The 20,723-nt window shown below is 59.6% G+C and carries 15 protein-coding genes; 8 read left to right on the top strand and 7 right to left on the bottom strand.

Annotated elements, in window-relative coordinates:
• Positions 1-209 precede the first annotated feature (209 nt).
• Positions 210-824, top strand: a complete 615-nt coding sequence (locus U862_RS0116910; RefSeq protein ID WP_025111481.1) for a biliverdin-producing heme oxygenase — start codon at positions 210-212, stop codon at positions 822-824.
• On the top strand, positions 821-3,067 hold the full coding sequence (locus U862_RS0116915; protein WP_025111482.1) for an ATP-binding protein: 2,247 nt from the start codon (positions 821-823) through the stop codon (positions 3,065-3,067). The genes U862_RS0116910 and U862_RS0116915 overlap by 4 nt, the downstream gene beginning before the upstream one ends.
• Before the next feature lie 38 nt (positions 3,068-3,105).
• On the opposite strand, the gene U862_RS0116920 is transcribed toward U862_RS0116915, so the two are convergent.
• Entirely contained in the window at positions 3,106-6,795 is a 3,690-nt protein-coding gene (locus U862_RS0116920) for a hypothetical protein (RefSeq protein WP_157836074.1), read from the bottom strand.
• 289 nt (positions 6,796-7,084) lie between these two features.
• Here U862_RS0116920 and U862_RS0116925 point away from each other — a divergent pair, with 289 nt between their 5' ends.
• A complete protein-coding gene (locus U862_RS0116925) occupies positions 7,085-7,672 on the top strand; it encodes a LysE family translocator (RefSeq protein ID WP_025111484.1) in 588 nt (195 codons plus the stop codon).
• On the opposite strand, the gene U862_RS0116930 is transcribed toward U862_RS0116925, so the two are convergent.
• The 4 genes from U862_RS0116930 to U862_RS0116945 form a co-directional block, all read right to left on the bottom strand.
• Positions 7,623-8,438, bottom strand: coding sequence for a type 1 glutamine amidotransferase domain-containing protein (locus U862_RS0116930; RefSeq protein ID WP_025111485.1), 816 nt, complete (start codon positions 8,436-8,438; stop codon positions 7,623-7,625). The two genes, U862_RS0116925 and U862_RS0116930, sit on opposite strands and share 50 nt — an antisense overlap.
• A gap of 60 nt (positions 8,439-8,498) precedes the next feature.
• Positions 8,499-9,332, bottom strand: coding sequence for an AraC family transcriptional regulator (locus U862_RS0116935; RefSeq protein ID WP_025111486.1), 834 nt, complete (start codon positions 9,330-9,332; stop codon positions 8,499-8,501).
• A 35-nt stretch (positions 9,333-9,367) separates the two neighbouring features.
• Positions 9,368-9,871, bottom strand: a complete 504-nt coding sequence (locus U862_RS0116940; protein ID WP_025111487.1) for a VOC family protein — start codon at positions 9,869-9,871, stop codon at positions 9,368-9,370.
• 210 nt (positions 9,872-10,081) lie between these two features.
• Positions 10,082-10,750, bottom strand: a complete 669-nt coding sequence (locus U862_RS0116945; protein ID WP_025111488.1) for a bifunctional 2-polyprenyl-6-hydroxyphenol methylase/3-demethylubiquinol 3-O-methyltransferase UbiG — start codon at positions 10,748-10,750, stop codon at positions 10,082-10,084.
• Between the two features lie 156 nt (positions 10,751-10,906).
• Here U862_RS0116945 and U862_RS0116950 point away from each other — a divergent pair, with 156 nt between their 5' ends.
• Entirely contained in the window at positions 10,907-11,299 is a 393-nt protein-coding gene (locus tag U862_RS0116950) for a GFA family protein (protein WP_025111489.1), read from the top strand.
• Between the two features lie 673 nt (positions 11,300-11,972).
• Here U862_RS0116950 and U862_RS0116955 read toward each other — a convergent pair.
• Positions 11,973-12,803, bottom strand: coding sequence for an alpha/beta fold hydrolase (locus U862_RS0116955; protein WP_025111490.1), 831 nt, complete (start codon positions 12,801-12,803; stop codon positions 11,973-11,975).
• Between the two features lie 252 nt (positions 12,804-13,055).
• On the opposite strand from U862_RS0116955, the gene U862_RS0116960 reads away from it, so the two are divergent.
• The 4 genes from U862_RS0116960 (at position 13,056) to U862_RS0116975 (ending at position 17,310) form a co-directional block, all read left to right on the top strand.
• Positions 13,056-13,511: a (2Fe-2S)-binding protein gene (locus tag U862_RS0116960; RefSeq protein ID WP_025111491.1), complete on the top strand. Its 456-nt coding sequence runs from the start codon at positions 13,056-13,058 to the stop codon at positions 13,509-13,511.
• A gap of 14 nt (positions 13,512-13,525) precedes the next feature.
• Positions 13,526-15,688: a xanthine dehydrogenase family protein molybdopterin-binding subunit gene (locus U862_RS0116965; RefSeq protein ID WP_025111492.1), complete on the top strand. Its 2,163-nt coding sequence runs from the start codon at positions 13,526-13,528 to the stop codon at positions 15,686-15,688.
• Between the two features lies 1 nt (position 15,689).
• The gene (locus U862_RS0116970) at positions 15,690-16,268 is read left to right on the top strand and encodes a hypothetical protein (protein WP_025111493.1); all 579 of its coding nucleotides are present in this window, start codon (positions 15,690-15,692) and stop codon (positions 16,266-16,268) included.
• A 76-nt stretch (positions 16,269-16,344) separates the two neighbouring features.
• The gene (locus U862_RS0116975; protein WP_025111494.1) at positions 16,345-17,310 is read left to right on the top strand and encodes a diguanylate cyclase; all 966 of its coding nucleotides are present in this window, start codon (positions 16,345-16,347) and stop codon (positions 17,308-17,310) included.
• 557 nt (positions 17,311-17,867) lie between these two features.
• Here the strand turns inward: U862_RS0116975 and U862_RS0116980 are convergent.
• Positions 17,868-19,676, bottom strand: a complete 1,809-nt coding sequence (locus U862_RS0116980) for a monovalent cation:proton antiporter-2 (CPA2) family protein (RefSeq protein WP_025111495.1) — start codon at positions 19,674-19,676, stop codon at positions 17,868-17,870.
• Positions 19,677-20,723 lie beyond the last annotated feature (1,047 nt).

A 20,723-nucleotide genomic window follows, 5' to 3' on the forward strand; every position in this document is an offset into this window, starting at 1 on the left:
AAGCGACGCTGTCGCGGTACAGCGTCGATGCTCGTTGATCAACCCGGTCGAACTTTACGCTGCCACGGCCACTCAGAAAGACTCGAAGGGGGTGGCTGCGGCAGAAAAAAATTGCCTGCCCAGTCAGCATGGGCGGAGGCCGTGATAACTTCGCCCTTTGTCATACCAACCCTGCAAGGCCCCAGGCGGCCCCACCAAGAGCGAAATACATGCAATCAAAGGCTCGTGATGTTTATGTGCCACCAGTGCTGCAAGATCTGCGGGCCGGCACTGCCGAACTGCACATCGCACTGGAAAAACGCCTTCCTTTTTTCTCCGATCAGCTCGATGCGGACGCCTTCCACCGGTTGATGCAGGCCTATTACGGGTTTTACCAGCCACTGGAAACCGCCTTGCTCGACAGCGCCTGCATTCCCGCCGATTTCGATCTCGCCCCGCGACTCAAGACCCCAACCCTGCAACGCGATCTGCACAACATGGGCGAGTCGACCCAGGGGCTGGAGCGCTTGCCGATCTGTCGCAAATTGCCGGTCATCGATTCCGGCGCGGCGTGCCTGGGCGTGTTGTACGTGCTCGAAGGCGCGACGCTGGGCGGGCAGATCCTGCGCCGCGAAATCGCCACGCGCCTGAGTCTGGACGCCGACAACGGTGCAGCCTTTCTCGACGTTTACGGCGCCGCCACCGGCCGCCGCTGGCGCGATTTCATTGAATACCTGGGCGCGTGCCCGATGGACGTCGACGAGCGTGCGGCTGTTGTCGCCGCGGCTCAAACCACATTCAGCTGTTTCGAGCGCTGGCTCGAAAGCCGGGAGGTACTGGCATGACCCCGCAAGACCAAGAAGCCTTTGAAGAACTGCTGGCCAACTGCGCCGACGAACCGATTCGCTTTCCCGGCGCGATCCAGCCCCATGGCCTGTTGCTGACCCTGAGCGAGCCTGCTCTGGAAATCATTCAGATCAGCGCCAACGTCGAGTCCTTACTGGCGCGCCCGGCAGAACAACTGATCGGTCAGCCGCTGCACAGTCTGCTCGGTGACGTGCACGCCGCTGCCGTGCGCGCAGCCATGCAGCAAGCGTCATTCTCCGACGCGGGACCGCTGCATTTTCACCTCAACGGCACCGCGTTCGAAGGCCTGCTGCACCGCCATCAGGGCGTGTTGATTCTGGAACTGGAAATCCACGTCGAGAACTTCCAGCCGCGTAACGTCGCCGGCAACCAGACCCACCTGGGGCGCATGCTCCAGCGCCTGCAAGCGGCGACCACGTTGCAGGCGCTGTACGACATCAGCGTCAAGGAAATCCAGGCGATGACCGGTTACGACCGGGTGCTGATCTACCGATTCGAAGAGGAGGGGCACGGCCAGGTGATTGCCGAGGCGTCCGATCCGTCGATGGAAGTGTTCAATGGTCTGTTCTTCCCGGCCTCGGACATCCCCGAGCAGGCGCGTGAGCTGTATCGCACCAACTGGCTACGGATCATCCCCAACGCCGATTACCAGCCGGTACCGCTGGTGCCCAAGCTGCGTCCTGACACCCAGACCGCGCTGGACCTGAGTTTCGCCACGCTGCGCAGCGTCTCGCCGATCCACTGTCAGTACATGAAGAACATGGGCGTGCTGTCGTCGATGAGCATTTCCCTGCTCAAGGGCGACAAATTGTGGGGCCTGATCAGTTGCGGCAACCGTCAGCCGCTGCACGTGCCGCATGAGCTGCGCAGCGCCTGTCAGACCATCGGCCAGGTATTGTCGCTGCAGATCAGCGCCATGGAAGCGCTGGAAATCAGCCGTCAGCGTGAAGAAAAGGTTGAGGCGCTGGCGCTGCTCAATCAGGCAATGATCGATTCGCCGCAAAACGTTTTCGACGGTCTGGCGCAGCAGCCGCAAGTGCTGATGGCGCTGGCCGGGGCGGGAGGTATCGCGATCATCGAAGACAAGCAGTTGCACCGTTACGGCAACTGCCCGGAGCCGGATGACATCCGCGCTTTGCACCGCTGGTTGCAGGACGGCGGCGAGGCGGTGTTCGCCAGTCATCACCTGGCCAGTGTGTACCCGCCCGCCGCGCAGTTTCAGCAAGTGGCCAGCGGCGTCCTTGCGATGAGCCTGCCCAAACCGGTGGACAACGGTGTGCTGTGGTTCCGCCCGGAAGTGAAAGAGAACATCAATTGGAGCGGCGATCCGCGCAAACCGCTGGATCTGGAAAACTCCGACGCCGGCCTGCGGCTGCGCCCGCGCACGTCATTCGAAATCTGGAAAGTCGAGATGGCCGGAATCTCCACCAAATGGAGCCACGGTGACCGGTTTGCCGCCAATGACCTGCGCCGCTCGGCCCTGGAAAACGATCTGGCCCGGCAAGTGCGCCGCGAGCAAGAGGCGGTGCGCGCACGGGACGAGTTGGTGGCGGTGGTCTCCCACGACCTGCGCAACCCGATGACGGTGATTTCGATGCTCTGCGGCATGATGCAGAAAGCCTTCAGCTCCGACGGCCCGCATACCTCACGGCGGATTTCCACAGCCATCGACACCATGCAGCAAGCGGCCGGGCGCATGAACACGCTGCTCGAAGACCTGCTCGATACCTCGAAAATCGACGCCGGGCGCTACAGCATCGCACCGCAGACTCTGGATGTCGGGCAGATGTTCGAGGAGACCCAGGCGCTGCTCGGGCCGCTGGCGCTGGACAAGGACATCAGCATCTCGTTTGAAGCCGACGCCGATCTGAAAATCCATGCCGATCCGGAGCGTCTGTTTCAGGTGCTGTCGAACCTGATCGGCAACGCGATCAAGTTCACGCCACACAGGGGCTCGGTGGGCGTGCTGGCGAAGTCGGTGGGTAACGAAATCGTGTTCACCGTGCGTGATACCGGCGAAGGCATTCCCAAGGAAAACCTGGCACATGTGTTTGACCGCTACTGGACGGTGAAGGAGGGCAATCCGACCGGAACCGGGTTGGGTTTGTACATCACTCAGGGCATCGTTGAAGCCCATGGCGGGCGGATCGAGGCCAGCAGCGAGCCGGGAAAGGGCACCGAGTTTCGGTTCACCGTGCCGGTGAGTGTTGAAAACCGATGAATAGTCCGTGCCCCGGCGAACGGGGCACGGACCCGGGGTCAACCCAGGTCACTCAACAATATGAACACGTGTTTCGGCATCGGTGTAAATCGGTTGTTGCGTAGCTGGCTGATCGCGTACACCGCGCTGGCGGTGCGGCCATTGCCATCGCCGAAGCCCTGAAAACCTGCAATGGCTGCCAGCAAGTGCTTGTCGAAGTGATCATGGGCGGCATCCAGTTGCTTCAGATGTTGCTCCAACAAGGCATAACCACTGACGCTGCTGCCATATTTTGAGGGCGCACCGGCCTCACGCACAGTCCCTGCCAGTTGAGGAACCAGTCGGCTGTGGATCTCTTTGACCACGGCCGCGTCGGTCAGGGATTTGTTGTTGCCCGTGTATTCACGCAGGATCGCAACGATGTGTTCCAGTTCGTTATCGGAGGTCGAGCCCTTGACCATCCAGGCTCCGGCCCTCTGTGCATGGTCGGTGAAACCCTGGGGGTTGAAAGCAGATTCCGGCATTACGTCGGTGTAGGGCGGCTTGCCCAGATCCAGTTTCAAGACGCTTTGCTGATGACTCTTGAGGTAGTTGATTTTCTTTGTTTCGAGCTCGGCCAGGAAGCCAAGTGTGTCGGAATAGTCACCCGCGTTTGTAGTGAACTTGGTGCCGTTGAACTGAGGACCTTTGCTTTTTGTGAAGGTGATCAGTACGTCGTTCGCTGCGGCATGGCCGATCAATGACTCCAGGTCTCGGAAGCCTTTCGAGGACTGAGTCGCTTCTCTCGTCGCATTGTTGAACAGATGCTGCAGTTCTGCCGACGACGTGCCTTTGGGGACGGAAACCGCCTCGCCACTCAGTCGTGCGACGATGTGTTCGACCGTTTCCAGCGCATCATCGTTGAACAGCGCCCGGGCGTGAGCCACTGTCGGCAGCGTCATGCGAATATCGGCGGCGACGCCAGTCTTGTTCAGCGCCCTGACCAGGTCATACGAGCCACTGGTTGTTGCGGTCAACGCACGCAGTTGACCTGCACCAGCCTTGGTCACGAAATGGCCGAAGTGACTCAGTTTCATCACTCCTTTGCCAACCAGTTTGGCTCCTCCGTAGGCCAGTGTTGGCACGCCATCAAGCGGATTGAACGCCGATAACAAAAATCGTGAGCCGACCTTGCTCAGATTCAGCAGCTTTGAGCTGCTGGCCAGCGCTTTACTGAAGGGGCCGACCGCTCCGGCAAAGACAAAGAGGATGGCGGTAAGGTCCATGACACAGCTGAATACAGTTTCGCTGTGACGCTCTCGGTCTCCCGAAACGATGCCTTCGATGCACTGTTTGAACGGAATGATGATATTAAGAAAGGTATCCACGATGTTGTCGTTTTGATCGAGCCTCTCTTGGAGTTTGGTTTTGTCGTAGCCCGTGGCATAAAACTGATCGTAAGTGGTAGGTGGATTATGGTTGGCAACTTTCTCTCCAATCATGTTGAAACGTTCGGAGTGGAAACTTTGCAGCGGGCTGCGAAGGTACGGAGGTCTATCAGGCAGGCTTTCAAGTTCAGCAAAGCGCTCGAGCAAGACCCCCGTTGTTTTATATTCTTCTTCATCCCTTTGCTCGCTTCCTTTGAAATACTCGTCCATATCGACAACGGCGTTATTCAGAAAGGTCAAAGACTTGAAAGGGTCGTCATCACCATTAGGGCCGACGGTGTACCACCCACTCCTATCGAGAGTCCGGCCTTGCGTGTAGGCTTTAGCCAGTTCTGGATTGCGGCGGCATATGCCCTGTAACGGGAATAATTCATAACCGCTTATTTGCGTGCCGAGTCGGCATAGAATCACCACGCCAAAACTTCCCGTATTGGCGGCATCGCGCGGTGGATTGTTGCTTCCTGATCCTGCGTGTGGCCTTGTATTGCGCACATGATAAATAGCCAGTTCACCGTGCTCGATCGCCAACCGGTCCTCCAGGGGAAGGCGCGACATGGCCAGCCGTGAAACCGTAGCGATTGCAGATTTATATTTCTCGAAGTGCTCTTTTACCTTGATTGTATAGAGGGTGTTGATCGGCTCCAGCGCTAACAGGCTTGGGGATTTTTGGTAGATGCTCTTGCCCGTTCGGGTGTCGTATTCCTGTAGGCGTAATAAATTACGCGTCATGTAGATATCCAGCACGGAATAGTACTGGCTTTTGTAGCGGCGATCACGAGGCAGCTCTACTTGCGTCAGCGGCGGGCAGCCAGTTTCATTCAGTACAGCAATTGCCAGTTTCCGCCGACTGACGGGTGGGGTGGCGATCACGTCGAGCGCTGTTGTTGCGGCCTCTATGTGTGCGTTGTAGTGAATGGCGGCCTGCTTGATGATTTCCTGTGTCGGAAGTACATCGGCGTTGACCGGGTCGACTTCATTGAGTGTCGCCCAGTCCTTGATTGCTTGCAGGTTTGCCCAATCGTGCAGCATCTCTTGTTGAGTGCTGACTGGCGTAATTGCCCCAAGCTCAAGCAGTTTTTCATAGGATATCTGGCGGGAAAGTCCGGGGGCTATGCTTTCGGCCAGCAATACCGATTTGCGTAACATCACCCAGCCGGGTGTGCCAATCTGCAGTGCCGCCGGAGCCCTGACCAGACACTCCGGTGCGAGCCCGGCAAGAATCAGCTGGGTTGCCAGCGGTACGGCAGGCTCGTTGACTCCGTGCCTGGTAAGCATCTGTTGCAGGGCTTTGCGGATCTCATGGGCGTTGGCGTGAACATGGCTCGATGTGTAGATGTTATGCGCGACAAAACTCTGGTTTTTGTCGGCGCGGCCCAATGAAAAGTCCAGCATCAATGCAGCAATCAAAAGACGGCTGCGTTGTTCTGTACTGATGGGCGATGCGTTGGCTGGTTGCGGCAGGTCCAATGCATCAAGGCAGGATTGCGCGAATGCCTTGGCTTCGTCTGTCTCGATCAACAGCGTCCAGCTTTGTTCCGGATATTCACGCAGAAACGTCGCCGTCTCTTGTTTGAGTAACGCGTTGGTCAAATAGTTGATCAGTGGCTCTCGGCGTGTATCGCCGCGTTGCAGCAGCTTGTAGATGGCTTGATAGATCTGCGAATGGTCATCGTCGTCGATAACGAGCTTCGTTTCGCCGGTTTCACCGCAGACGCCCCAGTAGTTACCGTGTGTCGGCGCAGAGGGCAACGTCAGCTCGAGCAGGGCGATCAGGTTGTGCGCTTCGTCGATCGTCTTAGGCATACTCAGTTGCTGGAACTGTAACCAGTTGAGCAGTGGCACGCGGTTGCTGGAAGAAACGATTGCGCCGGTCAGAAACGCATTTTTTGCCACCAGCTCGGCATCGGTCTTGAGTGAAGCGTCGGCGCGGACCTGTTCTGTAATGTTAATGAATTCGAGAAAAATGCCGCCCCGCTTTTCAACTTCATAAACCTGAAAGATCAACCCTTCTTCGCTGATCAGGGTCCAGTTGTCGCTGGTCAAGTTTAAGGCTCTGACAATGGCAGTGAACGGCGGTTGTCGGACTAACTGACGCAGCACAATATGCGCCGAAAGCTGAGAGGCATAGAACTGGCTTTCTTCGGTAATCGATACGACCAGTTGTTTTAGATCTATAAGATTGGTGGAGTAGCGATAAGGGTCAGATGCTTTAAGTTTCTTCAGCGCGTCCAGTGTGGTTCTGATTGTTTCGGCTGCTGCGCGGCGCTCTAGTTGATGTGCGGATAAGGGTGCGCCGGGAAAAAGATTTGCGGGGATTTTCATTGCCGAAGTCCGTCCGTGGTTTAGAGAGTTCTATTTGAATCCGGTAGAAGTTGATGTCCGGGTGGGAACTATATCCATCTCTATGTTCTTTTGACTTGCGTGATTGGTTTCAGGCTGTGTTTGAGTGGCTTGTTTTAATCGTTATTGCGTCGGGACGTTTTCAGGCGCGCGGGCCGGATGCGCAATAGCGGAGGCGAAGGAGATTGTGTCAGGGTAATTTTGTGCAATATCGCAGGCGCGCTACTCGCTACCGTGGTCATCTTGTTCCCCGTTTTGAAGCAGGTGTGCAATGAGTCTGATTGTTTCAATGGCCGCATTTGCCCTGGTGGCGTCCATCACGCCGGGGCCGGTCAATATCGTCGCGCTGAGTTCCGGTGCGCGGTTCGGCTTCCGGGCCAGTCAACGGCATGTGGCCGGGGCGACGTTGGGCTTTGTGCTATTGCTGGTCCTGATGGGACTTGGGCTGCATGAAGTCCTGACACTGTGGCCGTCACTGACCCGTGTGGTGCAACTGGCCGGGGTCGCGTTTCTGTTGTTCATGGCCTGGAAACTGGCGATTGATGATGGACAGTTGAGTACCGGGGAAGTGGGACGTGCACCGACGATGCTCTATGGCGCCGTGATGCAATGGCTCAACCCCAAAGCCTGGCTGGCCTGCGTGGCGGGGATGGGCGCATTTGTGGCCGATGGCGAGGCGCGACTGGTCTGGCAGTTTGCGGCGGTGTATCTGGTGATTTGCTATCTGTCGGTGGGTTGCTGGGTGTATGCCGGGACGTTTTTGCGCGGGTATCTGGGCAATCCAGCGGGGATGCGTTTGTTCAATCGGCTCATGGCGTTGCTGCTGGCGGTGAGTGCAGGGTATCTGCTGCTGCCTTGAAGCTTGGGTATTTGGCGTATCTGCTTTGCAGCAGGGCCACCCACTCGGCGGCGAATCGGTGACAATCACCGGGCCAGCGAGCCGTGAGCAGTTGGCCGTCGCGCACCACAAACCCGGTTTGCGGCGCTTGTGCACTATCGCGCTTGGCGATGAGCGGGCCACGTACAAAATCGGCCTTGTGCGACAGCGCCGCGGTGACCTCTGCCTCGACGGTCTGCTTGTAAGTGCGGTAGTAGCGCCCCAGCCAGACTGCCGTCATCAGCCAGGCCGGCAACTCCATGGTCGAGGCTAGCAATGCCGTGACCTTGCGCCCGAACAGTACTGAGCGTCCGGTGTCGGGGTCGAGAGTGCGGGCCAGCAACAGCACGCCATGACACACCGCCGCCACGGGTTTTTGTGCGTTGAAAAACTGCAGGGCGATGTCTCGTGCCTGCGCCGATTCCAGCAGGCTGCGCATGCCTTTGGCATGACCACCGGGGATCAGCAAACCGTCGAACTGCGTCGGGTCGACATCAGCGTACGCCAGGGGCTGAAGGAACGCCGGGCTGTCGATCATCTGCGCGTAACTGTGCAGATCGGCCTTGCGTGTCATCAGCATAGGGTTCAGTGGCCCGAACCCGGTGCTCACCAGCCGTGGGTCGGCGTAGGCAGACAGGCCTTGCGGCGTGGCAAAGCGTGCCTCGATGCCCGCGTCGCGCAGCGCCTGCCACGGCACGCTGCTTTCAGTCGGGTCGTAATCGGCGGACGGTAAAAGAATCAGGATCATCCAGGGCAAACTCCCGGGCCAGGGCGGGTGGTTGATCTGCAGCGTAGCCGGTTTTGGCTGTCAGCCGCGATATTGACCCGGAGTGGCGGCCAGGTACTGTTTGAATGCCCGCTGAAAATGCGCCTGATCGGCGAATCCCGCTTCAAGCGCCACATCGGCGATCAATTGCCCGTTGCGCAAGCGTTCGCGGGCGAACTGGATGCGCTGGTTGACCAAAAAGGCATGCGGGGTCATGCCGTAATGCAGCTTGAACGCGCGGATCAGGTAGGACGGCGACAACTGCGCCGCCGTGCAGATGTCGTCCAGGCTCAGCAGGGCAGTGCAGCGTTCGCGGATGAAGTCGGCGGCGCGTTCGAGCTTGAAATTCGGCTCGCGCAACGGTCGTTCCGCCGGGTTCAGGTGCCCTTGCAGATCGCTGAAAAACTCGACCGCTGCGCTCTGTTTGCGCAGCGCATCCTGCTGCTCATCGACCAGCGTGTCGTAAAGCCCTTGCAGTTCCCGGAACAGCCGCGGGTCATTCAAGTGGGTGCTGGAGAATCGGCGAAACGCGAGTTCGGCACTGAACCCCAGTTGATGCTGCAAATCCGTCAGCCAGGGCGTCTCCACATACAGCATCAGGTATGACCACGGCTGGTCATCGATCGGGTTGCAGGCATGCACGTCACCCGGATTCATCAGCACCACGGTGCCGGCCGCGACCTCGAACTGCGCGTGTTCATGCACATAAATGCTACGCCCGGCGGTGATTGCGCCAATCGAGAAATGCGCATGGGAATGCCGGGCGTAGCAGACCTCACGGCCATCGGCGATGGCCCGTGCTTCGATAAACGGCAGGGCGTCATCGCGCCAGAAGCGCGGGGCTTTTTCAGGGTTTTTGGCGGCAGCGTGTTTCATCGTTATTGTTCCCGGCAGGCCAGTCCCGGAGTGTATTAGCTCTGGCCGGTAAAGGCCCGCTCCAGTTCGGCGATGTCGAGTTTTTTCATTTTGAACATGGCCTGCATCGCCCGTTGTGACTTGCTGGTGTCGGCGTCCAGCATCATGTGCATGAACGCCACCGGCACGATCTGCCACGACACCCCGAACTTGTCCTTGAGCCAGCCGCATTGCTGGGCCTCGACCGGGCCGCCGGCAGACAGGTTGCCCCAGAAGTGGTCGACTTCTTCCTGATTCTGGCAGTTGACCTGAAACGAGATCGCCTCGCTGAACTTGAACATCGGCCCGCCATTGAGGCCAGTGAAGCTCTGGCCGTCGAGCTCGAAACTGACGGTCATCACCGCACCTTCCGGTTTGCCGTGAAATTCCTGACCGACCTTGCTGTAGTGGGTCAGGCCGGTGATTTTCGAGTGATCGAAGATCGAGCAGTAGAACGTCGCCGCCGCTTCAGCCTGATCGTTGAACCACAGGCACGGCGTGATTTTTTGAAAGCGTTGCATGGCAGTCATCCTCGGCAGGTTAGACACGCAGGATTAACAGCGTAGTCAGTCCTTGGTCGACTGGCGGTGCCGTAGATCGACAATTCGAGCAATTGACCCCTTGTAGGAGTGAGCCTGCTCGCGATGGCGTCGGCACGGCCTGCATGGGCGTCGCCTGACCCCGCGCCATCGCGAGCAGGCTCGCTCCCACAAGGGGCTCAAGCTGCCGAGTCAGCGCGATTCGGCGATCATCAGCAACGACTGCGGCACCGCGCTTTGCGGATGCTGCGGTTCCTGCAGGCCGATCAGCCTGAAGCCCGCGATGTCCAGGGCATTCAGCCAACTCGACAGCGTGCGGAAGTACCACGGCATCGGCTGCCACTGGCCCTTGAACCCGGCGAAGGATTCTTCACGCCAGCCGTCCTGATAGTCGCCTGCTGCAACCGCCCACGGGTGCAGCGTCTGGATGATCAAGGCGCCGCCGGGGACGAGCAATGCATTCATCGCCGTGAGCAGCGCAATGATGTCCTGATGCAGCAGCGAGAAGTTCGCGCAGATCAGCTCGAAATCGCGGCCGACATTGACCTTGGCGTCAACCAGCTCTTCGTAACTGGCGACCTGCACCTTGGCCGACCCTGCCGCGCGTGCCGCCTCGACCAGCGTCGTATCGCCATCCACTCCTGTCGCATCAATGCCCCGATCGGCCAGCGTCCGTAACAACCAGCCTTCGCCGCAACCCAAGTCGAGCACACGTTCCGGCTGACGGCCCATGATTGCCAGCAGGATCGCCTGATCGGTGACCTGCCGGCGGCTTTCGATGGCACCGCTGCGGATCACCTCGATCCAGGCGTCAGCGTTGATGTGCCAGCTCTGCAGAAGGGTGGCTTCGGGGGAGGGCATGTCAGTGTCCGAAATGTGGGGATGAGGAATGCAGTATGGACTGCGCAAAGCAGCGCGGGGGGGAACGGATTTTGCCGCAATGATTCATGTAATTTAAACGTGTGCGCAGTGTTGCGTTCAGACACTGAAGACATAAGCAATCAGAGGAGGTGCGACATGGATCAATTCATCGGCGGTTGCCTGTGCGGCAATGTACGTTTCGAGGCAACCGGGCAACCTTACCGCGTCGGCCTCTGTCACTGCCTCGATTGCCGCAAACATCACGGCGCGCTGTTTCATGCGTCGGCGATATTCCCCGAAAGCGCGGTGACCGTCAGCGGCACCACCGGGGAATATCAAGGGCGAGTGTTCTGCCCACGCTGTGGGTCACCCGTACTGGGGCGTTCGGGTGATGAAGTTGAGGTGAATGTCGGCTCGTTTGATGAGCCGAACCAGTTCAAACCCACTTATGAACTCTGGACTGTCCGTCGCGAGGCTTGGCTACCGGTGCTGCCGCTGGCTCACCACTACGAACGTGACCGTGAAAGCCCGGGCCGAACAGAAGAATAATGGCAGCCCAAAACCAGCCTTCGCGAGCAAGCCCGGCCCCACAGGGTTATTTGTGTGTACGCCGCAGACAAATGTAGGAGCGAGCCTGCTCGCGAAAGCGGTGGTTCAGTCAGCCCAGTATCAATTGACAGATTGCCTTCGCGAGCAAGCCCGCTCCCACAGGGTTTTGTGTGGCGTGGATATTTATGTGTACGCCGCAGACAAATGTGGGAGCGGGCTTGCTCGCGAAAGCGGTGGTTCAGTCTGCTCAGTATCAACTGACAAATTGCCTTCGCCAGCAAGCCCGCTCACACAGGGTTTTGTGTGGCGCGGATGTTTGTGTGTACGCCGCAGACAAATGTAGGAGCGAGCCTGCTCGCGAAAGCGGTGGTTCAGTCAGCCCAGTATCAATTGACAGATCGCCTTCGCGAGCAAGCCCGCTCCCACAGGGTTTTGTGTGGCGCGGATGTTTGTGTGTACGCCGCAGACAAATGTGGGAGCGAGCCTGCTCGCGAAAGCGGTGGTTCGGTCAGCTCAGTATCAACTGAAAGATTGCCTTCGCCAGCAGGCTGGCTCCCACAGGGTTTTGTGTGGCGCGGATGTTTGTGTGTACGCCGCAGACAAATGTGGGAGCGGGCTTGCTCGCGAAAGCGGTGGTTCGGTCGGCCCCGATGTTGTGTGCAGGCCACTTATTTCAACCGCGTATAAATGCCAGCAGATCCGCGTTGATCGTTGCCGCCTCTGTCGTCGGCATTCCGTGGGGAAACCCCGGGTACGACTTCAGCGTCCCATTTGGCAGCAGTTTCGCCGACAAAGGCCCCGAATTCGCATACGGCACGATCTGGTCATCCTCACCGTGCATCACCAGCACCGGCACGGTGACTTTCTTCAGGTCTTCGGTGAAATCAGTCTGCGAGAAGGCGACGATGCCGTCGTAGTGCGCCTTGGCCCCGCCGATCATGCCTTGGCGCCACCAGTTGCCGATGATCCCTTCCGAAGGCTTGGCGCCGGGCCGGTTGTAGCCATAGAAAGGACCGCTCGGAATGTCTCGATAGAACTGCGCCCGATTCCCCGCCAGTTGCGCCTGAAAATCATCGAACACCGATTTCGGCAGCCCGCCGGGATTGTTCTCGGTCTTGACCATCAACGGCGGCACGGCGCTGATCAACACACCTTTGGCGACGTTGTCCTGCCCATGCCGGGCGATGTAATGGATCACCTCGCCGCCACCGGTGGAGTGGCCGACATGCACGACGTTCTTCAGCCCCAGGTGTTTGACCACGGCCAGGGCGTCGTCGGCATAGTGGTCCATGTCGTGGCCGTCCCACACCTGGCTCGAGCGGCCGTGGCCCCGGCGATCATGGGCGATCACCCGAAAACCTTGCCCGAGAAAGAACAGCATTTGCGCATCCCAATCGTCCGAGCTGAGCGGCCAGCCGTGGTGGAAGTGAATCACCGGCGCGTCTTTAGGGCCCCAGTCCTTGTAGAAAATATCGACCCCGTCGTTGGTGGTGACAAATCCCATGTTCGCGACTCCTGAGCAAAGTGATGAGTTAGCGCGCACGCTGAAGACCGGTCGTGATGGCTCGGGTGAGCGCCGTTATCAGCCGTAGGATTAAAGTCGACATTTTTGCGTTGGGGCATGACCGGTGGTCGCAACGTCTGGCTTGCGGCGCAAATTAGGCTTTGCTGAAAGGGATAAGCCGAGGCGCGCACAGGCTTTGCCGGCTGTAGCGACGCCCCCTTCAGAACACCGTGAGTCTGAGGAAATCCCCCGATGCTGACCTTGAATATCAATGGCAAGGATCAGGAACTCGATGTGCCGGCCGACATGCCGCTGCTCTGGGTCCTGCGTGATGTGGCGCACCTGACCGGTACCAAATTCGGTTGTGGCATGGCCCAGTGCGGCGCCTGCACCGTGCACGTCGATGGGGCGCCGTTGCGCGCCTGCATCACGCCCGCCACCGCTGTGGCCAACGGCCAGAAAATCCTCACCATCGAAGGCCTGTCCACGGACGGCTCGCACCCGGTGCAACAAGCCTGGGCCGAACTGGACGTGGTGCAGTGCGGTTACTGCCAGTCCGGGCAGATCATGTCGGCCGCCGCGCTGCTGGCGAAAATCCCCAAGCCCACCGACAGCGATATCGATCAGGCGCTCTCCGGCAACATCTGCCGCTGCGGCACCTATCCGCGAATCCGCGCGGCGGTGAAACGTGCGGCCGAGATTGGCTGATTGGGAGGTAAACGATGAACAGTCCTGTATCGCGTCGCGGCTTTCTCAAGGGCAGTGCCGTGCTGGGTGGCGGTCTGGTGGTGGCGTTTGTCGTGCCCGGTGCCCATCGGTTTGCCCGGGCGGCGGAGAATGAAGGCAAGGTCTTTGCGCCGAATGCGTTTTTACGGATAGCCGCAGACAACAGCGTGACGGTGCTGCTCGGGCATTCGGAAATGGGCCAGGGTATCTGGACCGGCCTGACCATGCTGATTGCCGAAGAGCTGGACGCCGACTGGTCGAAGATCCGCGTCGAACACTCGCCGGCCTCGGCGGCCAATTACGGCATGCCGGCGTTTGGCGGGATGCAGATTACCGGCGGCTCGACCTCGACCTGGATGGAGTTCGACCGTTATCGGCTGGCGGGGGCCACGGCACGGCAGATGCTGGTGGAAGCAGCGGCCAAGCGCTTCAACGTCGCGGCGTCGACGATCCGCACCGAATCGGGCGTGGTGATTGCCGGCGATAAACGCGCGACCTACGGCGAGCTGGCGGACGACGCCGGGCAACTGCCGGTACCGGATCCGAAGTCGATCACGTTCAAGGAGGCCAAGGACTGGAAGGTCATCGGCAAACCGACCAGGCGCCTCGACACCCCTGAGAAAATCACCGGGCGCGCCAAGTTCGGCATGGACGTGCAGTTCGAGGGCTTGATGACCGCGATGGTCGCGCGGGCGCCGGTGTTCGGTGCCACGGTCAAATCCTTCGAGGGCGCCGAGGCGCTGGCAGTGCCTGGCGTGCACAAAGTGGTGCAGGTGCCGACCGGTGTGGCGGTGATCGCCGAGCATTATTGGGCGGCCAAACTGGGCCGCGACGCCTTGAAAGTCGATTGGGACATGGGGCCGCACGCCGACCTCAGCAGCCAGGGCCTGCTCGACAGTTTCCGCAAACTGGCGGCAACGCCGGGCACATCGGCCGCCCAAGCCGGGGACCCCAAGGGTAATTTCGACAAGGCGGCGAAGAAAATCGACGTCGAGTACAGCGTGCCGTATCTGGCCCACGCGCCGATGGAACCCCTCAATTGCACGGTGAAGATCAGCGCCGAAAAGTGCGAGATCTGGACCGGCACGCAATTCCAGACCCTCGACCAGATGATCGCCGGCAAGATCACCGGGCTCAAGCCCGAGCAGGTGGAGATTCACACCGAGTTTCTCGGTGGCGGCTTCGGGCGTCGGGCCAATCCGACGTCGGATTTTGTCGCCGAAGCGGTGCAGGTGGCTAAAGCCGCCGGGGCGCCGGTGAAAACCGTGTGGTCCCGTGAGGATGACATTCGCGGCGGTTATTACCGTTCGATGTTCCTGCATCAGGCGCGCATTGGTCTGGACGGGCAGGGTATGCCGCTGAGCTGGCAGCATGTGCTGGTCGGCCAATCGATTATGACGGGCACGCTGCTGGAAGCGACCATGGTCAAGAACGGCATCGACCCGACCTCGGTCGAAGGCGTGGCCGACAGCCCATATCTCAAAGGCCTGGCCCATCAGCAGGTGGAGCTGCATTCACCGCAGACCGGAATCAATGTGTTGTGGTTGCGTTCGGTGGGGCATAGCCACACCGGGTTTGTCATGGAGTCGCTGATCGATGAAATGGCCACGGCGGCGGGCAAGGACCCGGTGGAGTATCGACGAACACTGCTCAAGGATCATCCACGGCATCTGGGCGTGCTGAACCTGGCGGTGGAGAAGGCCAACTGGAGCGCGCCGTTGCCGGACGGGCATGCGTTGGGCGTGGCGGTGCACGAATCGTTCGGCAGTTATGTGGCGCAGGTCGCGGAGGTCTCGCAGGACAACCTGGCGATTCGCGTGCACCGGGTGGTGTGTGCGGTGGACTGCGGGATTGCGGTCAATCCGCAGAGCATCGCGGCGCAGATGGAATCGTGCATCACCTTTGGCCTGGGCATGGCGCTGCACAGCAAACTGACGGTGAAGAACGGCATGGTGGTGCAGTCCAACTATCACGATTATCAGGTGTTGCGGCTCAACGAAATGCCGCTGGTCGAGGTGCATATCGTGCCCAGTAGCGACAAGCCCGGGGGTATCGGCGAGGCCGGTGTCCCGCCAACCGCGCCGGCGGTGGCCAATGCGGTCTTTGCCCTGACCGGGCAACGCCTGCGTGAACTGCCGCTGCAACTGTCGGGGGTGTGAGATGAAGCGACATTTGCTGTTGGGTACGTTGATTCTGCTGGGTCTGGGCGGTTACGCCTCGGACCTGTTTGCCGATGACCAGGAAGCGCTCAAGGCGTTTGGCACGGTGCAGAAGGTGTTCCAGAGCCCGCGCTGCCAGAACTGCCACATCCCGGGTGATTCGCCGCTGCAGTTCGACGCCGGCACCCCGCACGCGATGAATGTAGTGCGCGGCATGGACGGCAAGGGCGCCGCCGGTTTGCCTTGCGCCACCTGCCACGCCGAAAGCAACCCGCCGGCCAGTTATGGCCCGCATGCGCCGCCGGGTGCACCGCACTGGAGCCTGCCGCCGGCGGCACACAAAATGGCCTGGATCGGCCTGCCGCCCGACAAGTTATGCGCCATGATCAAGGATCGTTCCAGCAACGGCGACCGTGATTTCGCGGCGCTGATCAAGCACGTCAGCGACGACAAACTGGTGCTGTGGGGCTGGAATCCCGGGGCAGGGCGCACGCCGGTGCCGGTGCCGCATGACATTTTTGTCGAGCAGTTCAAGCTTTGGGCCGATGCCGGTGGCCCATGCCCGGTGGCGGGCGGCTGACCAAAGGTAACAGCGCAGAGGAGTCAAACACCGCATGGTCTACTCTGAAGCGGTAGACCCCTCGATGGAGTAACCCATGCTGGCCCCGGAAAAACCCGCCAACGAACAGGCCCGTGTCGCGACACTGCGCGGGCTCAATGTGCTCGATAGCGCTCCCGAAGAGCGATTCGATCGGCTGACGCGCCTGGCGCGGCGAGTGTTCGACGTGCCGATTGCCCTGGTCAGCCTCGTGGATACCAATCGGCAGTGGTTCAAGTCGTGCGTGGGGCTGGATGCCAGTGAGACCGGACGCGACGTGTCGTTTTGCGGGCATGCGATTCTGGGGGACCAGATTCTGCACATCAGTGATGCGGCACAGGATGAACGCTTCCACGACAATCCGCTGGTGACCGGTGCGCCGGGCATCCGCTTCTATGCCGGTTGTCCGCTGCAAGTGAGCGATGGCAGCAAACTGGGCACCTTGTGCCTGATCGACACCAAACCCCGGCAACTCGATGACGAGGAGCGTGAACTGCTGCGCGATCTGGCGCGCATGGCCGAGCAAGAGTTGATGGCGGTGCAGATGGCGAGCATGGACGAGTTGACGCTGCTGTCCAACCGCCGCGGCTTCAAGGCCCTTGCCCAACACGGTCTGGACGCCTGCGCGCGCCTGCAGAAACCGGCGACGTTGTTGTTCTTCGATCTCAATGACTTCAAGCAGATCAATGATCTTTACGGGCATGCCGAAGGTGACAGTGCGCTGAAGACATTTGCCGACGTGCTGCGCATTGCCTTTCGCGAGAGCGACGTGGTCGGACGCCTCGGTGGTGACGAATTCGTGGTGTTGCTGACCGGCTCCAGTCACGTCGAAACCACGGCGATCATGACGCGACTCAAAGACATCCTCGACGAACGCAATGCGATGTTGCAACGCGGCTATGACATTCGTTTCAGTGTTGGCCAGATCGAATACGACCCGCCGCGTCACGACAGCGTCGATCGCCTGCTGGCGGATGCCGACGGAGCGATGTATGCGCACAAGCAGGCGTTGAAGCGGCGCTGATTCGGGCGTCACGCCCACAGGATGGGGTTGTGCATGCAGTCTCGGCCACACCTTGGACACTGTGGGACCGGGCTTGCTCGCGAAGGCGTCCGGACAGGCGCAATCGATGTTGAATGTGCCGGCCTCTTCGTGAGCAAGCCCACTCCCACCGTTTTCTCTGGTGTTCACAAAGTCCAGGTACGGCACCGTGTGGGAGCGGGCTTGCTCGCGAAAGCAATCTGTCAGTTGCCGGCGTGTTGGCTGACACACCGCGTTCGCGAGCAAGCTCACTCCCACATTGACCAATGGCATGCCGATCATTTGCGCACGACGCCAAACCCTGTGGGAGCGGGCTTGCTCGCGAAAGCAATCTGCCAGTTGCCGGCGTGTTGCCTGACACACCGCGTTCGCGAGCAGGCTCGCTCCCACATTGGCCAATGGCATGCCGATCATTTGCGCGCGACGCAAACCCTGTGGGAGCGGGCTTGCTCGCGAAAGCTATCTGTCAGTTGCCGAAGTGTTGCCTGACACCGCGCCATCGCAAGCAAACCCGCTCCTGCATTGGATTTGTGTGAAGGTCAGGCCTTGCGCGATTCCTCTTCAAGCTGATCCGACTCGAACAATCGCGCCAGTTCCGCCCGGGCTTCCTGGGCGGTCTGCAGGACTTTGGCAGCGTCATCGTAGATTGCGTGCTGGGCTTCCAGCACCTGTTCGTCGTGGTGCTTGAAGCGTTTGATCCGCGCATCGGCCTGAGCCTGGGTCAGACCAAGCCCGACCAGGGTGCGGCGACTCATTTCCAGGCTGGAGTAATACGTCTCTCGAATCGGCTCGGCGCCGACATCGACCAAACGGTGCACGTGCTGACGGTTACGTGCCCGGGCGATGATTTTCATGTGCGGATACAGCTTGCGCACGATCTCGGCGGTCTTGATGTTGGTCTCCGGATCATCCGTGGCGATGACAAAATATTCCGCCTCGCCAACCTTGGCCGCGTTGAGGATCTCCGGGCGCATCGGGTCGCCGTAGAACACCGGCACGCCGCCGAAGCTGCGCGACAGTTCGATGGTTTCCACCGAGGTGTCCAGCGCCACAAATTTGATGTTCTGCGCACGCAGAATCCGTGCCACGATCTGCCCCATCCGGCCCATGCCGGCGATCACCACACGCGGCGTCTCGGTATCGATTTCGCGGAATTTCTCCGGCACCTCCACCGGCTGCACCTTCGGGCTGACCAGCCGTGCACAGATCAACAGCAACAAGGGCGTCAACGCCATCGACAGGGTGATGGTCAGCACCAGCAGGTCGTACAGGCGCGGTTCGAACAGACCCTGATCGCGACCGATCTTGAACACCACGAAAGCAAATTCACCACCGGCCGCGAGCACAATGCCCAGGCGGATCGCACTGACCTTGTTCAGCCCACCCGCCAGACGCCCGACCACAAACAGCAGCGGCAGCTTCAAACCGATCAGCAACAGCGTCAGTCCCAGCACGGTGATCGGCGCACTGAGCAACAGGCTCAGGTTCGCACCCATGCCGACGCTGATGAAGAACAGCCCCAGCAGCAGACCTTTGAACGGCTCGATCTGCGCTTCCAGTTCATGGCGATATTCCGAGTCCGCCAGCAGCAGGCCGGCGAGGAATGCGCCGAGCGCCATCGACACACCGACCAGATCCATCAGCCACGCCGTGCCGATCACCACCAGCAATGCGGTGGCGGTGGAGACTTCCGGCAGACCGGTTTTCGCCACCACGCGAAACACCGGACGCAACAGATAACGCCCGCCGACCACCACCACGGCGATCCCGCCGAGCACCTGCAAACCGTGGTTCAGGCTTGCGGCGCTACTGGTGTCGTGAGCACCGCCGGCGAGCATCGGCACCAGCGCGATCAGCGGGATCGCAGCGATGTCCTGAAACAGCAGAATCGCGAACGCCAGCCGCCCATGGGGGCTGGTCAGCTCCTTGCGCTCGGCCAGGCTTTGCAGGCCGAAAGCCGTGGACGACAACGCCAGGCCCAGGCCGAGCACAATCGCACTGTTGAGCGGTTGCCCGAACACGTACAGCGCCAGCACGCCGATGACCGCAGCAGTCAGCAGCACCTGCGCCAGCCCGACGCCGAACACTGATTTGCGCATCACCCAAAGACGGCGGGGTGACAGTTCCAGGCCGATGATGAACAGCAGCAACACCACGCCCAGTTCCGAGATGTGCGCAACGCTTTGCGGGTTGCCGATCAAGCCGAGCACCGACGGGCCGATGATCACCCCCGCCAACAGGTAACCGAGCACGGCACCCAGTTGCAGGCGCTTGGCCAAGGGTACGGTGAGCACTGCCGCGAACAGAAACACGACAGCGGCTTGTAACAGGTTGCCTTCATGGGGCATGGGTTGTCTCCTGACAGCGGTACGGCGGGGGCGTCAAGGATAAAGGCTGATTCCCCGTCGCACCACAGGCGCTCTTGGCCAGCGTTTGATCGATCAATGTCTTTTTTGACGCAAGTGCCAGGCGCCGATGATCATCGAAATAACTTCAAAGTTATCGAATTGCCGTCAACGAGTTAAAGTTGGTTTTGCGGTTATATGATTAAGTAAAGTTAGACTTTGGTCTTATAGGTGGCGGGCGCGATATCGCCGAGCCATTGTGTGATGGCTCGATAATCGCTGGCGATGGGCGAAGTTGTGAAAGATAAAGCGCTTGCTGCGGTAAGTCGGAGACTTAGACAGCCGATTCGATAATGTAAAGCTTGCAGTGCCATGTTCTAGATGTGTGCCCGTTGTGATTGCGTGAACCAGATAGTTCATAGTTTGCAAATGACCATTAAATGTTTGTTACAGCGATTGACAAGGTGCACACTCCGAACCTACTATTTTTCCGCCAAGATGCTGGCCGTTTATAACGGCCGTAATAAAGCGGCCAGGATGGTCGCAAAGTTTTCATAAGGAATTGAAACTTGTATCTGGATTCCATTGGATCGGAACCTCTGCGATTTCGGCTCGATCAGTTCGCTTCCTGTTTTGTCCGGGGCGTGACACAAGATCGTGGACAGACAGAAATCATGGCGCCATTGTCACGTCGCCAAATTCATGACAATCATTTGATCGGGTCTCGAAGAATCGTGGACTCGGCCGGATCGATCATTTCAAAAAAACGAATAGCCCCTGTGCAGCAGCTTGCTCTCCAAGCCGCAGGTGATGCGTTTCCGAACGGTTCATGACGTCGGCAACTTCAGTTGAATCGGGTCGCCGCGAGCCGTCACGCGCTTATAACGCCGTCACTCTTGCCGGGGCGAATTCGCCAGTCTGAAGTTGTGCTCGCCGAGGCGAGAATATCCATCTATTTGAAGTAACGCTTTCACAAGGATTTGAAACTTTGTGCCTGTTTTTTCTGCTGCCTGCTTAAAAGGACTGAAATAACTCGATGTGCTTCCGAAA

The sequence above is a fragment of the Pseudomonas sp. H1h genome (assembly GCF_000633255.1).
Lineage (GTDB): Bacteria > Pseudomonadota > Gammaproteobacteria > Pseudomonadales > Pseudomonadaceae > Aquipseudomonas.

Bases quoted from the DNA above. Each gene is read 5' to 3' on its own strand.
- U862_RS0116910 (WP_025111481.1), top strand. From the start codon at position 210: ATGCAATCAAAGGCTCGTGATGTTTATGTGCCACCAGTGCTGCAAGAT.
- U862_RS0116970 (WP_025111493.1), top strand. From the start codon at position 15,690: ATGAAGCGACATTTGCTGTTGGGTACGTTGATTCTGCTGGGTCTGGGC.
- U862_RS0116920 (WP_157836074.1), bottom strand. From the start codon at position 6,795: ATGAAAATCCCCGCAAATCTTTTTCCCGGCGCACCCTTATCCGCACAT.
- U862_RS0116980 (WP_025111495.1), bottom strand. From the start codon at position 19,676: ATGCCCCATGAAGGCAACCTGTTACAAGCCGCTGTCGTGTTTCTGTTC.
- U862_RS0116945 (WP_025111488.1), bottom strand. From the start codon at position 10,750: ATGCCCTCCCCCGAAGCCACCCTTCTGCAGAGCTGGCACATCAACGCT.
- U862_RS0116960 (WP_025111491.1), top strand. From the start codon at position 13,056: ATGCTGACCTTGAATATCAATGGCAAGGATCAGGAACTCGATGTGCCG.
- U862_RS0116930 (WP_025111485.1), bottom strand. From the start codon at position 8,438: ATGATCCTGATTCTTTTACCGTCCGCCGATTACGACCCGACTGAAAGC.
- U862_RS0116955 (WP_025111490.1), bottom strand. From the start codon at position 12,803: ATGGGATTTGTCACCACCAACGACGGGGTCGATATTTTCTACAAGGAC.
- U862_RS0116915 (WP_025111482.1), top strand. From the start codon at position 821: ATGACCCCGCAAGACCAAGAAGCCTTTGAAGAACTGCTGGCCAACTGC.
- U862_RS0116925 (WP_025111484.1), top strand. From the start codon at position 7,085: ATGAGTCTGATTGTTTCAATGGCCGCATTTGCCCTGGTGGCGTCCATC.
- U862_RS0116950 (WP_025111489.1), top strand. From the start codon at position 10,907: ATGGATCAATTCATCGGCGGTTGCCTGTGCGGCAATGTACGTTTCGAG.
- U862_RS0116965 (WP_025111492.1), top strand. From the start codon at position 13,526: ATGAACAGTCCTGTATCGCGTCGCGGCTTTCTCAAGGGCAGTGCCGTG.
- U862_RS0116975 (WP_025111494.1), top strand. From the start codon at position 16,345: ATGCTGGCCCCGGAAAAACCCGCCAACGAACAGGCCCGTGTCGCGACA.
- U862_RS0116940 (WP_025111487.1), bottom strand. From the start codon at position 9,871: ATGCAACGCTTTCAAAAAATCACGCCGTGCCTGTGGTTCAACGATCAG.
- U862_RS0116935 (WP_025111486.1), bottom strand. From the start codon at position 9,332: ATGAAACACGCTGCCGCCAAAAACCCTGAAAAAGCCCCGCGCTTCTGG.